Consider the following 13,956-nt stretch of genomic DNA (forward strand, 5'->3'; position numbering starts at 1 on the left):
CTATAATTTTTACTTCTCTCACTGTTCTAAATATACTGTCAACTTGGGACACTTATAGTAAATATTTCTCAAGTTTTTTTCTTATTCTCGTCAATCTCTTCCGCGCAGTCTCATACGGTAACCCGCTAACCCGCGCTACATAAGTCCCCGAGACGATATATTCCCCGCCCGCTGTGACGTTATAACCCTCTTCTCTTCCTTCGCGTATGTCTTCTTCCACCGAATTAATCAACTTCTGCAGAAATTCCGCTTGCTGTACGTTTAATTTCTTCGTTAATACCCATTCTGGCACTTCAAACCCGATTACCGTTGCCATTGAGTTAGTAAAATGCGGCTTCACCCTGCGATCACTCCCAGACTTACGAAGACGACGCAGGCCTTTTCGATCTGCTTGTATGTCATGGTAACGGGTCATGATTGCGTCATTAATATAGCTGACGATCTCCCTATCGCTTCTACTCGCGTCAACATACTTGAGAACGTACATTAACGCCTGGCGCATATCTCCCATAACTTCTGTTCGGATACGGGTTTCCTCTTCCGCAGCTTCATTTTCTATCGCGCTAACCCTCTCTATCAAACTACGATATATCTTGTATTCCGATTCATTGTGATACTCTTTAAATCGTTGTTCTATTTGTATATCGTTGCTTGCGAGCCACTCAAGCATTACGGTATTGATATCAAATGTCCACACAAATCTGTCCGTAGCGATCGGCTCAAACGGTATCTTCATTCCGTAATCAAGGATCAAAATCGATAAGTAGCGGTTAATCTCGGGATAGGAATAACGTAAGGGCTGGCGAATATACCACGCGTGTTTAACGGCCTTCTCGCGTATTGCTTTTATTCTATACACGATATATAAATGCGGTTCAGACAAGTTAATCCGGATTTCGCTCGTTTCAGACGATATGTATCTTCGAGTCGGGTCCTCGGTAAAATCGATTTCTTCAACGTCCTCCATAATACGGTCGATTAATGACGTATCACCGTTTTCCTGATATGCTCTGATAGCTTCGTTCAGATTCAAATTCATGGTCGCGCCGCCTCTCTCATGTGGTTAGATTCAATATAACCCGTCCACCATGATTTGTTAACAGAAGAAATTTTAAATATATTTCCTCAAAAAAAGTGGAACGCATGTTCGTCCCGATGCGTACTATATAACAAAAGCGGACGAAGGTTGCCGCCTCCATCCGCAATTGCCTCACCGGTCAGCCTGTTACCAGCGATATAACCGCGATACTTTCCGGGAGAGCTTGCAGTCTCTCATATCGCGATTGTTCTCCGACTTGTTGGCGCAAGTCAGACAGCGGTCACGTTTGCAGCCGCGACCATTACCACGCATGGCGATCCGACCGGTTGCCGCCGGTTGGTACGTGGGTCTTACGTGTTACATACGACCTGGGTAGATCATTCCGAACTTGTCCTCCGGTCATCAGTCGCTGTTAGCGCAGCGGCCGCCATCATCGGACGAAGCTTATAACGAAAACTCAACGTCAACGCCCGTATCAAGAATGTCGCGGCAAAGGAACTGCAACGCCGTAGTGTTGGCGAGTTTTGCGCGGATATCCGGAATAGCGTCCGGCCCCTTATCTTGCGAAATAATGACCGGCGGAGCATCAGCGGTCCATACATAGTGGTCGCCTTGTGACTTAACACGCGCTACCCACAAACAATTATCAACCATGTACATGACCGTAGTCGGCGCGGTATGAACGATCCAGGCTTCAACCATTTCATGCTCAGCCGGCGTATAAATCAGCAGTAATGGAACGCGTTCGAGGGTCATGACAACGCCTCCCGTATAATGAGGCCGATAGCCCAAACAAGGCTTCTTATTACGGCTTGTCCGGCGAGTTCTAGGCGGATAATACTGCGTTGTTTGCGGCATTGTTGGCGACCTCCTTCCGAATAAAGCCGAGTTCGTCGAGCTGCGCGCCAGTCACGTCCATGCAACCGTCGGTAGCCCGTTCATGAGCGCCAGTAATGCGGCGGAAGGCGGCCGGCACGATCGCGATTGTTTGGCCGAGATGAAGCGCGTTGACTATGTAGTTCGTAGCGCATGGGCGGCCGTAAATGTCGTAGCCGATTTCGACCGTGTAACGGATTTGGTGGCGGTCCTTGTTCATAATCTTCGCGATGGTAACGAGTGCTTCGTATTGGCCGTTTGTGGCTTCGATAGTGCCTCGGGATACCTTGCGGTTCATATGTGGGAAGATTGCATAAAACAAGTGATACGGAATATAACTGCGTTGGCCTTTGAGTGTGACGCTGTAAAATCCGCGGCGACCGGTGCGTTCGAATACGACGATGGATTCTTTTTTATTCATATTTGAAACCTCCTGTTATGATTTAACGTATTACGTTTATCGTCTGTCGTTAATCTATAAACGAAGTATATATCGACTAACGTTAAACGTCAATAGATTATTTTAAAAAGTTTATCGAGAGGATATAATAGGAGGTGAGAGGTGAATGTCCGTGGCAATTTTAATCAAACTCGATGACGCGTTAAACGGTGCGGGCGTTACCAAGAACGCACTCGCTCGTGAGGCTAAAGTAAGGCCGAATCTTATTTATGAAATGTGCGAGGGCAAAACGAAGAGGATTGATTTGGAGACGTTGAGTAATATTCTCGATACATTGAACTCAATGACTGGACGCCAATATACCTTAACCGATGTCCTTGAGTACATGCCTCAACAAAAAGAAGACCGCTAACCCGTAAATGGGCGCGGTCTTTATCTACTTAATGCGCGTCTTTCTTCAATAAGTCCTCTAGTATAGCTAGTGCTCGATTGATACTTTCTTCCCTTAGAGTCTTACGCTTATTTGCTTCTTCCGTAATATCCGAATAATTAGATAATATTCCGGAATCTATTATTTCTTTCTTTCGTTGTTGAAGTGTTCTGATGGAATGGCCGGTGTCCTCTGCGACTATCTTGATATCCTCTTCCTCAATAAAAATACGTCGAAGAGCCTCCGACATTTCGGTCTTTTGTGACTTCTCATGTTGATTTTCCTTTTTCACCGCGCAGCCTTCTCTCCACTTTTTTCGTTTATGTAGTTCCAAATCGCGTCTTTCGCGCTGGATACGCATCGATTATATCGCCAATGTCTTCAGCCTGTCTTGCGCCAAATTACGGTAGACGTATAACACAGTCTTTCCGCCCATCACGCGTAAACAAGCGAAATTCTCAACGCAACTATTCGTAAAGTTCCGCAGATAAACGAAAGTATTTACGTACGGAACATCGCAGGTAAGAACCGTGACGATCGCGGGTGAGCCGTGGTTTGTTGCATCAGACGTGTGCAACGCAATCGGGATAGAAACAACAGCCGTTAGAAGGCTCGATGAGGACGAAAAGAATACTCTGCGTTTAACACAGGGAAATACCCGAGGCAACCCAAATCAGACAGTAGTTAATGAACCTGGTCTCTATTCATTAATTCTAGGCAGCCGTAAGCCGGAGGCGAAACAATTCAAACGCTGGATAACGCACGAAGTCATTCCGTCAATCCGCCGCAACGGCATGTATGCGACCGATACGCTCCTGGACGCCCTTCGGTAAGGAGGCGATAACATTGAGCGAAGTAACAACGCAGCTATCAGCGGATCTTCCGACGATAACCGCGGAGATCAATGCGTACAAACGTGTCGCAGGCGAGGCAATATTCGAGATTGGCAGGCGGTTGAAGCACGTTAAGGAGAACGATCTGGCGCACGGTCAGTGGATGCGCTGGCTTGCGGAAATTGAAATTGATCATAGCACCGCGCAGAAGTTTATTCGTGCGTTCGAGCAGTTCGGAAACCTGGCGACGTCGCCAACTATTCCGACCGGAAAAATATTCGAAATGCTCTCGCTCCCATCGGACATTGACCGCAGCGACTTCGTATCCCAGCCGCACACAATTCCGTCAACGGGCGCCACGAAGACCGTGGACGAAATGACGGTGCGTGAGTTGCGCGAAGTCAAGGCGGCATTAAAAGCAGAAAGAGAAGCGCGTGAGAAAGCGGAGGCGGATTACGAGGCGGTGCGAGATACGCTCGAATCGATGAAGCCGCAAGTTGACCGATAGACCGCGACACATCAACGGTTTACCGGGTTTACGCGGATTACCGAAGTTGTACGCAATCAACGAATTCACCGCGATATTAGCGACCGTATACGTCGGACGTCCGCTAGTATTCCGACGCCATTAGAACGGCTAATTTCACGGCTAGAATCGCTAATAGCTTGCGGAATATGACGTCCGTTAAGCACCGCCAGCCCTTCGTTTAAACTGAACCGCCTCCCACTCCGCCAGTGCCTCCGCATAAGCATCATGAAAAACCCCCACCGGTGAATAAACGCTAGGTTTCGGCAATCCCGTCCGTAGATCAACGGCCTTCGTAAAATACCGATCGGCTGCCAGCGCAATAACCTCCGCCTCAAGTTGACCACTAAATCTACGCGTCAGCATCGCGTAAGTATCTTCGAAATAGTGGTCGTATAGGGTTGCGGTATCGTTGAGCGGCAGCTTGCGCAACGCTTTAGCCAGCGCTTGTAATATGGCGTCATTAGCGCTCTTATCTATTTCTCTCTTAAAGTCATTATTATTTAAATCATTAATTACTTGTGTCGGTTTATCCGTGCGCGACTCTTCCATATACGGAATATCCGTTTGTGGAAAATCCGGATCTGGATCGTCGATAATCGGCCGCTCGTAAATTACCGTTTCCATCCCCGTTATTCTGTTCGATTCATCGCGAGTTTGCCGGCGCTCCACATAACCGCAGGTCTCGAGTTCCTTTATTGCGGAATATACGGCGTCACGTCCGTCCTTTGAGCGCTTGACTAGGTCAGCAATATACACGCGCCAGTTTGACGGTTTAGATAGGAGATACGCGAGCAGACCCTTCGCCTTCCACGTTAGGCGGTCATCGCTAAGAAAATACGGATCTAGAATCGTATAACCGCTATCCCGTTTAGATACGCGGACAATGCCGCCTGATGGCTTCGTCATATCAACGGCCTCCCTTACGGCTTGTCAGGCGCGTTAAAGGACTGAACCGCTTATGCTCTTCCGCCAGGCTGCCCTCGCTAATTTGGACGTACTTACGCGTTGTGGCGATATCTGCGTGCCCCATGAGCTTCTGCAGGTGGAATATGGACATACCATTCTCGGCCGCCATTGTCGCGAAGTTATGACGTAGCACATGCGGCGATACTGTCCGGCCTAGCTTCGCCCTCTCCGCATAATTATCGAATGACTTCTGTATCGTCTTCTCGCTTAATTGCTCGCCGTAATTAGTAGTAAATACATATGTAGTGTCAAAGTTGCGTTCCGTTTCCGCAATAAGCTGCTTTAATAGGCGCGCTGTCTCTGTCGATAGAGGTAACGTCCTCGATTTACGGTTCTTATTCTTCGATGCTGGCAGCGTAATCGACTTTTTAACGAAGTCAATCTCCGGCTTTTCTAACGCGCAAATCTCACCTAGCCGCAGACCGGTATCCAGGATCAACGTCATGATAACGTAATCTCTCCATTGCGCCCATTGCCGTTGGTCTGGCGCCTTCATGAAGCGACGCAGCTCCTCGTCACTTAGCGGCATAACCGTATCGACATCCTGGCGCATTAGGGAGACGTTAGCAGCCGGATTCCGATCGATGACTTCTTCCTCAAACAGTACCGCAAAGAACGTCTTTAACACGCGGATTCGGACGTTGACTGATGCCGGCGATAACCCGAGCTTCCCCTTCTCATACTCCGCTTTAAACGGATGGCCTGCGTAGTATTCCTTATCCGTCGCGCACCATAAAACATACTCGCGTAATAGATCGGCCGTCACCTCGCGGATAGTGATTTCGCCGTACCTCTCCGTAACCCATTCGATAAAGTAGTTCATATTCTGTATGTAGCCGCTTATCGTCCGTTCCTTTAAGTTGTTGGCGCGCTTTATCTTAACGACGAAATCAACGGCTTCCTGTAGCGTATAAGACGGCAAGGCTACGTTAACGATTGGTTGCCGCGTGCCTACCGTTTTACGACCGGTTCTTTTATCCATAACGAAAAAATACCCCCTACGCGATATCACGTAGAGAGTATTCCGGAATCAGTTAGGCGCTTCGTAATCAGCTAGCGCCTTAACGTATGTATTTCGAACAGCTTGCGCATCACATATCGTATTGTAAACCGCGTAATGACGGGTAAAAACGATTGGTGGCGGAAAGGGTGGGATTCGAACCCACGCACGCCTTGCGACGCCTAGCTGATTTCGAGTCAGCCCCCTTGGGCCTCTTGGGTACCTTTCCACAGCAAGATTGATTATATCATGGAAACGTTCTCTGGTCAATAGCTTGTCTCCATCTGTTTTTAGCTGCTAGATCAGATTCGCCTTACCGGCTGCTTCATGAACACTGGCTTGGGAAGCTTCCGGGGAGGAAATATTAAGGTGTATCCCCTGCCCCTTCCGATTCCCCCGCCGAACGTAAAACCTTCTTCATATTCTTCTCGAACTTTACACGGGGGATCAACACGCTGTGCTGACACTTCGTGCATTTAATCCGAATATCCATCCCCATGCGAATAATCTCCATCTCATTATTTCCACAAGGATGGGGCTTCTTCATTTGAACGATATCCCCTAACTGAAAAACCTTGCGCTCCATGGTTACCGCTCCCTTTTGTTTCGTCGCTTTTTATCTATTATATAACACCGGATCACCGAATAGTTCAACCCTGAACGCGTTCTTGCCCCAGCTCGCGTGCTTCAATGGCCTGTTTGATATCGGTAAAAATCTGGCGTTCCACTGCTTCCCTGGCATTCGGATTACACTCGGCTACGATGCGAACCACATATTCCGACGTTGTCAAAGATTGGATCCCAAGCACATCCGGCGTACGCTGCACCTCGGGCCGGCGGTCCATGATTCCCGTAAGTGCCGATTGAATCAATGTTATCGTATCCTTCACCTGCTGATCGTTCTTCACAGGCAGATCCACTATCGCGAGCGAGTTGGAAAGAGAGTAGTTCGTAACGCTGGTAATCATCCCGTTCGGAATGATATAGGTTTCCCCGTTCAGACCCCTGACACGCGATGTGCGCAGTCCGATCATTTCAACCGTTCCCCGGTACTCGCCGCTCTTGATCACGTCACCTACGGCGAACTGATCCTCGAATATAATGAAGAATCCGGTAATAACGTCCTTCACCAAACTCTGTGCACCGAAACCGATGGCAAGACCCAGTACACCGGCACCAGCCAACAGCGGTCCTAGCTTGAAGTTGAACTCCGACAGAATGATTAAGATCATCACAAAATTACATACGACGGAGGTTACATTTTTTAACAATTCCCCTACCGTGACAAAGCGTCTTGAGTTCACCTGGATTCGGCTCTTCTCCTGCCGGAGCAGAAACTGATCAATCATTTTATACACAACCCGGATAACGAGACGCGTCAGAATAAATATGATGATTACCCGAATGCCGGATGACAGAATATTCATCCACATCTCCTCATTCGTTAGCCATCCCCAGATCTTATCTTTCAAGCCCTCTGCCTCCTCAGCTATCGTTTGCAAGTCTACTCCATCTTCTGTAGTTTCCCCTGACAAGTAACCAAAGCCCCTCATCCCTGATGTCCTCCCTTACTCCTCGATGTTGATATACCTCTCGTTGTCATCAAGCACAAAAATGCCCCGGATCTCCACATGCTCCAGCCGGATGATCTCTTGAACTTCCTTTAACGCATCAGGGGGGAATTGAATCGATAATGCACAGCCAGCCGTGATCTCTTTCGGCGTAGGGAACAGATCTATTTCGATATCCGCATACTCCAGCAGCATTTCCGCGCGCAGCGCCTGCTGGGTAGAATCGAATGCGATCACCATCGCACCTTCCACTGCCCAATCCTCCTTCATGCTGCCTATCATTTTAGTTGTATGTATCTCTCATCATCATGTCCGGCAATTAAGGGTTTTATATAAAACTCTTAAAATAAATCAACATTTCATAGAACTTCTGCACAAGGTCCATGTCCTTTACGTATTCAAAGCATGGCCACTGCTCAAAATGATTAAATCGCATTTTAGCAAAACGCAAAGTATAAAAACAGTCTTTCATCCATATACTGATACTACCAAATGCAGACGAAAGGAAGATTCTATGAACCGTCTATCTAAAATCACGTCTCGCCCGGAGGCTTCCAGCTTAAAAATACCACACACGGACCCTAATATCCATTCTGCTATTATACATCGCTTGCTCTTTCATCTTTCCGACGCCCGTATTCAGCATCGGCCGCTTGTCATTGTCTGCATCGGCACCGACCGGTCCACCGGTGACTGCCTGGGGCCACTGGTCGGCACTTCACTTGCCCGCTACAACAGTCCGCTGTTCCATCTTTACGGGACGCTGGACGAGCCTGTCCACGCCATGAATCTCAAGGATACGCTGACCGCCATATATGAGAAATTCGATAACCCTTTTGTGATCGGGATTGACGCCTGCTTAGGCCAATCAACCAGCGTAGGCTCCATTCAGATCGCAGATGGCCCTCTTAAGCCTGGAGCCGGCGTACATAAAGAATTACCGCCGGTTGGCGATATCCACGTCACGGGAATCGTCAATGTCGGCGGCTTTATGGAATACTTCGTATTGCAGAACACTCGATTAAGTTTGGTCATGCGGTTATCTGACATTATTGCCACCTGCCTGTTTGCAGGGATCAAGGAGTGGAACCGTTCTTCCCTTCTTGCAGCGCAAGAGTAACGGCCTCCTTTTCTTCTGGAGACAATGGATATTTGGATTGCCCATCCTTCAATGGTTTGGCGTACACATAGGAGCTCTCCCGGTTATGCAGACCGGTCAGAACGATTCCTTCCTCCTCCTCACTCAGGATAGCCAGGGAGAAGCTCATTTCGTTCCCCCGCTCGCCAAATGCATTATATCTGACGATGCCAACTTTGGATTTCATTCCTTTCAAGCTGCCGTTGATGGAATCCAGCATTTTTTGATGACTGGCATGCCCTTCTTCAATTTCATCCATTTGGATTTTCAACTGGACCAGCAGAGATTCGATATCTTCTACCCCGCTGCCTGCCATCATCGCATCGTATCTGCGCTTCATCTTGCGCAATTTTGCCCCTTGAACAATTAAGGTTATCCATAAGATCAAGATGATCATGACCATTCCGACGACAAACCAATGAAGCTGCTCCATGATCAATTCATTTAATTCAGACATGCTTTCTTCCTTCCTCTTCTCCATCTTGATCTGTTTGTTTAACTGTGAATTTCCTTGATCGCTTTTCGCATGAATTCGATTTCGTCACGGCTCGTAGAAATCCCAACGCTCGCTCTGACTGCACCCGTATGTTCCGTTCCTGATGCCATATGGGCAAGCGGTGTACAATGATAACCGGCACGCACGGCAATCCCATATTCCCGGTCCAGTCGAAAAGCTATTTCGGACGCGTCGAATTTTTCAGACACAAAAGCCACGATGCCTGTCCGTGCTTTTCCAAGAGCAGGACCTAGTAAACGAAGGCCTCTCACCTCTTGCAGGCCCTCCATCATATATTGCGTTAATCCCCATTCATGCCGGTAAATACGCTGTGGCGTCCATTCAAGCACCTTCTGCACACCCGCTTGCAATCCCGCATATCCAATCGTATTCGGCGTTCCTGCCTCATATCGATCCGGACGCACTTTCGGCTGTTCAATAGCCTCCGATTGACTGCCGGTACCTCCATGCAGCAATGGTTCCAGATCAATATCAGGCGAGATATACAGCCCCCCTGTTCCTTGTGGCCCCAGAAGCCCTTTATGCCCGGGGAACGCCAGCATACCCACATGCATCTTCTCCACATGAATATCCAGCACACCGGCACTCTGGGCAGCATCCACGAGCAGTATAGCCCCTTTCTTCTTCGCCAGTTCTCCTATCTCAACAAGTGGAATAATGGAACCAAGCAGATTGGAACTATGACTGCACACAACAAGCCTAGTATTAGAACGAAAGGCTCCCTCGATTAGTTGCAGATCAAGCTGACCTTCCTCATCAACAGGAACATAGTCTACTTGTATCCCCCGGGTGCGCTTCAAATATTCAAGCGGCCTGCGCACAGAATTATGCTCAATCATCGTCGCAATGACATGATCGCCTTCACGCAAACACCCTTTGATGGCTAAATTAAGCGCTTCGGTTGTATTCGATGTCAACGCAATATCGTTGGGGTTCTTCACTCCAAACAAATCTGCCAACGTTTTCCGAGTCCCATAAAGGACACGGGATGCCTTCACCGCCATTCGGTGACTTCCTCGCCCCGGGTTTGCAGCCGCCTCTTCCATGGCCCTCTTCATTGCCTCAAACACTTCAGGAGGCTTGGGCCACGTAGTCGCGGCATGATCCAGATAAACGATCGGGTCCATGATGTTTCCCCTTCATTTTTCCGTAGTATTTTTCCTTTACAATACACATTCAAACATCTTCAACTTCCGCTGCCAAATGAAGCGTCTCACGTTTAGTTAAATAAAGACATATCTCATTCCCTTTCAGGAACGTCGACATGTCTTTGGTTTTAATCTAACTCACTTTTTAACCAGCCACTCATCAACGGAGCCTTCAGATACCAAGCCTGCTCTTATTGAAGAAGTTCCAACAACCGCTCCAAATCCTGCTTGCTATAATAATTAAGCTCAATCTTCCCTTTATCCTTATTGTGCTTAATTTTGACGGTCGTTTTAAATCGTTCTCTAAGATCCTCTTCCAGATGATCAATATAAGGATCGCGATTCTTGACCTTAGGCTTCGCTTTATCCGCTGGTTTTCGGTCCAGATTCTTAACCGCTTCCTCCAATTCGCGAACACTCCATTCCTGCTCCACGCATTGTTTCGCCAGCTGTTTAACAAGAATCGGATCCTTAATTCCCACGATCGCTCTGGCATGTCCCATCGACAATGTTCCACGTGAAACATTTTCCTTCACTTCTTCTGGTAATGAAAGCAATCGCAAAAAGTTAGCGATATGGGAACGAGATTTACCGACCTTCAATGACAACTCTTCTTGGGTCAAGGAAAATTGTTCCATGAGCCCTTGATAAGCTACCGCAATCTCCATGGCGTTCAGATTCTCGCGCTGCAAGTTCTCAATGAGGGCGATTTCCATTACTTGTTGGTCGCTGAAGGAACGAACCACCGCCGGAATCGTTGCTTTGCCGCAATATTGAGACGCCCGGAATCTTCGTTCCCCGGCAATAATCTCATAACCCTTCAGCACGCTGCGGACGATAATCGGTTGAATCACGCCATGCTGACGGATCGATTCCGCCAGCTCCTGGATCGCCTCATCGTTAAAAGTCTTTCGCGGCTGATACGGATTCGCTCGCAATTGACTGAGCGGAATTTCCACTACCTTGTCATCATCATGAATAGACAAAGATGGAATCAGCGCATCCAGCCCTTTTCCCAAACGTTTACTCATAAGAGATCACTTCCTTTGCCAGCTCCAAGTATACTTCCGCTCCCTTTGAACGGGGATCATACGTAATGATCGACTGCCCATGAGACGGTGCCTCACTCAAACGAATATTTCTCGGGATAATCGTTTTGTACACTTTTTCCTGAAAATACTTCTTCACTTCTTCAATCACCTGAATGCCCAGATTCGTGCGCGCATCCAGCATCGTCAGCAATACGCCTTCTATCTTGAGTGATGTATTCAGATGTTTCTGAACGAGGCGAACCGTATTCAGCAGCTGACTCAAACCTTCCAATGCGTAATATTCACATTGAATCGGGATGATGACCGAATCGGCCGCGGTCAATGAATTGATCGTTAAAATGCCAAGCGATGGAGGACAATCAATCAAAATATAATCATACTGGGGTTTGACTAATTGGAGTGATTTCTTCAATCGTACTTCACGAGAAATCGTAGGAACAAGCTCAATCTCGGCGCCAGCCAATTGAATGGTGGCCGGAATGATGTCCAAACCTTCGATATTAGTCCCACAGATGGCGTCCTTCGGGTGTACTTCATTGATGATAATATCGTAAATGCAATTTGCAACATCGGCTTTGTTAATGCCAACCCCACTCGTTGTGTTACCTTGGGGGTCTATATCCACCAAAAGCACCCGTTTGCCTAGCGAAGCCAATCCAGCTCCCAGATTGACGGAAGTCGTCGTTTTGCCGACACCGCCCTTTTGATTTGCTATGGCAATTATCTTTGACACTCATTTCACCTCAATGTAGGAAGACTCTTCTAAGTAGTCGCAATAGATGATATACAGCGAAAGGCTGTATATGTAATATGTGAACGATCCCGTAAAATACGGGATGTCCAGGATATAGCGCTCGATGAAAATGAGTAATAATTAAAATTACATATTTCTCATCTGCAGCATAAAACCTAACAAGCAAAGATATCGCTGCTGCAGAGAATCTCGATCTCTTAATCAACAGAAAAAGCGGTACGATGCATACCGCTTCACACCATATCTTAACGTTTAGGTATTTTTATAACGATTTCATAGTGATCTTCGTGATCATTCTCCGTTGTTTTGATAGCCATACCGGAACCGGATACCATATCAATCGATTGACGAATCGTATTCAGGGCCAGGCGAACATCTTTACTATACGATATGCGCTTGGCCTTCTTCATTGTCGTTACTTCTTTATAAAAGGCGATACGTGCCTCCGTCTGTTTCACATTCAGTTCTTTGGTAATAATTTCGTCCAGCACTTTAAGCTGGGTTTCTTCATTATCCAAGGAAAGCAGTGCACGCGCGTGACGCTCCGTCACCTTGCGTTCCATTAAAGCCACTTTGGCTGCTTCCGGCAGCTGCAGCAAACGAATCTTGTTTGCAATCGTGGACTGGCTTTTGCCTAGTCGCTGTGCCAGGCTCTCCTGCGTTAATTGGTGAAGATCGATGAGCTTCTGGTAAGCTACTGCCTCTTCAATCGAGGTAAGACCTTCACGCTGCAGATTCTCGATTAACGCAATGGAGGCTGCTTGTGAATCGTTGAACTCCCGAACAATGGCCGGAATCGTGTCCAGACCCAGCTTCTTAACCGCACGCCAGCGGCGTTCCCCTGCAATGATCTCATACACGCCATTTCGGACGCGAACGACGATAGGCTGAATAACTCCATGGGTTTTAATCGTCTGAAGCAGCTCATCAATCTTCTCGTCATCAAAAATCGTCCGTGGCTGGTATGGGCTGCTGACAACCTCGTTTACCGGGATTTGTTTCACTTCATCCCCTTGGTTCCGCTCTGCCGCTAAGCCAAACAATCTCGAAAATTGTTCTTTCATTCCGTATATTACCACCTAATTTCATGATAGCACGGATAAGCCTCCGGTTTATCCCGGAATCGGTTAAACGATTGAACAACCACAATGTGGAGCATACACGGATCGTTCCAGCCACCATGTAGAACTAGTCATTCAAGTTGTTACGGTACTGGAAATCATTGTGATGTCAGGCATTTCCCTGCAAAAACAGATTTCATGCTGATTAGAGAAAAACGTCTGTGTCGATAGCCGTGTTTTCTCTGACCGAACCCGCTGCATGAAGCGGTTGCTTCTTGAGAGATAGATCAGGAGGCAATATCATGATGTTTACTATCAATCGATATCTCACAAGCGGTATATATTTTGTTCTACTTCGTATGAGGCCAAGAACCCCATTGGGCTAACTTGGCACTTCCAAAAAACAGCAGTCAAAATGATCAAAGGTCGTTGACTGCACGAAGCAAGGATGGAAAAGTCACCAAACCAGGATTTATACTCTTTCATCCCTTCAAGGATCGGGCAATAGGGCCCGCCAGCTCAAATGGATACTACGATTCTATTCTACCACTTTTTGTCCTATAACTCTATTCTCCAATATCACCTTTTTTCCTCATTTCTCGCTTGCTTTATACAGGATTTGTGCACAGTTCCAAAGTTTAT

Annotated in this window: 18 protein-coding genes and 1 tRNA gene; 4 read left to right on the forward strand and 15 right to left on the reverse strand. The window is 47.5% G+C overall.

Going from position 1 to position 13,956, the window contains the following annotated elements:
- Positions 1-52 precede the first annotated feature (52 nt).
- The 3 genes from HMPREF9412_RS10870 to HMPREF9412_RS10880 all read right to left on the reverse strand — a co-directional run bounded on the left by HMPREF9412_RS10870 (position 53) and on the right by HMPREF9412_RS10880 (position 2,336).
- Positions 53-1,039, reverse strand: a complete 987-nt coding sequence (locus HMPREF9412_RS10870; protein ID WP_009591450.1) for a hypothetical protein — start codon at positions 1,037-1,039, stop codon at positions 53-55.
- 444 nt (positions 1,040-1,483) lie between these two features.
- Positions 1,484-1,795 carry a hypothetical protein gene (locus tag HMPREF9412_RS10875; protein WP_009591557.1) on the reverse strand — a complete coding sequence of 104 codons (312 nt, stop codon included), beginning with the start codon at positions 1,793-1,795 and terminating at the stop codon, positions 1,484-1,486.
- A gap of 70 nt (positions 1,796-1,865) precedes the next feature.
- Entirely contained in the window at positions 1,866-2,336 is a 471-nt protein-coding gene (locus HMPREF9412_RS10880; protein WP_009591467.1) for a hypothetical protein, read from the reverse strand.
- 145 nt (positions 2,337-2,481) lie between these two features.
- Between HMPREF9412_RS10880 and HMPREF9412_RS10885 the strand changes: the two genes are divergently transcribed.
- On the forward strand, positions 2,482-2,727 hold the full coding sequence (locus tag HMPREF9412_RS10885; RefSeq protein ID WP_009591462.1) for a helix-turn-helix domain-containing protein: 246 nt from the start codon (positions 2,482-2,484) through the stop codon (positions 2,725-2,727).
- Between the two features lie 28 nt (positions 2,728-2,755).
- Here the strand turns inward: HMPREF9412_RS10885 and HMPREF9412_RS10890 are convergent, their stop codons facing one another.
- Positions 2,756-3,037, reverse strand: coding sequence for a hypothetical protein (locus HMPREF9412_RS10890; protein ID WP_009591485.1), 282 nt, complete (start codon positions 3,035-3,037; stop codon positions 2,756-2,758).
- A gap of 238 nt (positions 3,038-3,275) precedes the next feature.
- Here HMPREF9412_RS10890 and HMPREF9412_RS32030 point away from each other — a divergent pair, with 238 nt between their 5' ends.
- Together HMPREF9412_RS32030 and HMPREF9412_RS10900 are read left to right on the forward strand one after the other, a co-directional pair.
- A complete protein-coding gene (locus tag HMPREF9412_RS32030; RefSeq protein WP_083829919.1) occupies positions 3,276-3,578 on the forward strand; it encodes a BRO-N domain-containing protein in 303 nt (100 codons plus the stop codon).
- Positions 3,579-3,591: 13 nt separating this feature from the next.
- A complete protein-coding gene (locus HMPREF9412_RS10900) occupies positions 3,592-4,086 on the forward strand; it encodes a DUF3102 domain-containing protein (protein ID WP_009591554.1) in 495 nt (164 codons plus the stop codon).
- 177 nt (positions 4,087-4,263) lie between these two features.
- Here HMPREF9412_RS10900 and HMPREF9412_RS10905 read toward each other — a convergent pair whose 3' ends face one another.
- The 6 genes from HMPREF9412_RS10905 to HMPREF9412_RS10930 all read right to left on the reverse strand — a co-directional run bounded on the left by HMPREF9412_RS10905 (position 4,264) and on the right by HMPREF9412_RS10930 (position 7,896).
- Positions 4,264-5,013 carry a helix-turn-helix domain-containing protein gene (locus HMPREF9412_RS10905; protein WP_009591519.1) on the reverse strand — a complete coding sequence of 250 codons (750 nt, stop codon included), beginning with the start codon at positions 5,011-5,013 and terminating at the stop codon, positions 4,264-4,266.
- A 1-nt stretch (position 5,014) separates the two neighbouring features.
- Positions 5,015-6,055, reverse strand: a complete 1,041-nt coding sequence (locus HMPREF9412_RS10910) for a tyrosine-type recombinase/integrase (RefSeq protein ID WP_009591466.1) — start codon at positions 6,053-6,055, stop codon at positions 5,015-5,017.
- A gap of 156 nt (positions 6,056-6,211) precedes the next feature.
- Positions 6,212-6,302 (reverse strand) — tRNA-Ser (locus HMPREF9412_RS10915).
- Positions 6,303-6,437: 135 nt separating this feature from the next.
- Complete coding sequence (locus tag HMPREF9412_RS10920) at positions 6,438-6,659, reverse strand: DUF951 domain-containing protein (RefSeq protein ID WP_009591512.1); 222 nt, start codon at positions 6,657-6,659, stop codon at positions 6,438-6,440.
- Positions 6,660-6,723: 64 nt separating this feature from the next.
- Positions 6,724-7,626: a mechanosensitive ion channel family protein gene (locus HMPREF9412_RS10925; protein ID WP_036671911.1), complete on the reverse strand. Its 903-nt coding sequence runs from the start codon at positions 7,624-7,626 to the stop codon at positions 6,724-6,726.
- 15 nt (positions 7,627-7,641) lie between these two features.
- Entirely contained in the window at positions 7,642-7,896 is a 255-nt protein-coding gene (locus HMPREF9412_RS10930; protein ID WP_009591553.1) for a DUF3343 domain-containing protein, read from the reverse strand.
- Positions 7,897-8,158: 262 nt separating this feature from the next.
- On the opposite strand from HMPREF9412_RS10930, the gene yyaC reads away from it, so the two are divergent.
- A complete protein-coding gene (gene yyaC / locus HMPREF9412_RS10935; RefSeq protein ID WP_036671913.1) occupies positions 8,159-8,764 on the forward strand; it encodes a spore protease YyaC in 606 nt (201 codons plus the stop codon).
- Here the strand turns inward: yyaC and HMPREF9412_RS10940 are convergent.
- From HMPREF9412_RS10940 to noc, 5 genes are all read right to left on the reverse strand, one after another.
- Entirely contained in the window at positions 8,721-9,239 is a 519-nt protein-coding gene (locus tag HMPREF9412_RS10940) for a DUF4446 family protein (protein WP_015738124.1), read from the reverse strand. The genes yyaC and HMPREF9412_RS10940 overlap by 44 nt on opposite strands.
- A 38-nt stretch (positions 9,240-9,277) precedes the next feature.
- On the reverse strand, positions 9,278-10,426 hold the full coding sequence (locus HMPREF9412_RS10945; RefSeq protein ID WP_009591556.1) for an aminotransferase class V-fold PLP-dependent enzyme: 1,149 nt from the start codon (positions 10,424-10,426) through the stop codon (positions 9,278-9,280).
- Positions 10,427-10,638: 212 nt separating this feature from the next.
- On the reverse strand, positions 10,639-11,478 hold the full coding sequence (locus tag HMPREF9412_RS10950) for a ParB/RepB/Spo0J family partition protein (protein ID WP_009591559.1): 840 nt from the start codon (positions 11,476-11,478) through the stop codon (positions 10,639-10,641).
- Positions 11,471-12,232: a ParA family protein gene (locus tag HMPREF9412_RS10955; protein ID WP_009591460.1), complete on the reverse strand. Its 762-nt coding sequence runs from the start codon at positions 12,230-12,232 to the stop codon at positions 11,471-11,473. The genes HMPREF9412_RS10950 and HMPREF9412_RS10955 overlap by 8 nt, the downstream gene beginning before the upstream one ends.
- Before the next feature lie 266 nt (positions 12,233-12,498).
- Positions 12,499-13,317, reverse strand: a complete 819-nt coding sequence (noc, locus tag HMPREF9412_RS10960) for a nucleoid occlusion protein (protein WP_009591452.1) — start codon at positions 13,315-13,317, stop codon at positions 12,499-12,501.
- Positions 13,318-13,956 lie beyond the last annotated feature (639 nt).

It is taken from the genome of Paenibacillus sp. HGF5, from assembly GCF_000204455.1.
GTDB lineage: Bacteria > Bacillota > Bacilli > Paenibacillales > Paenibacillaceae > Paenibacillus_AQ > Paenibacillus_AQ lautus_A.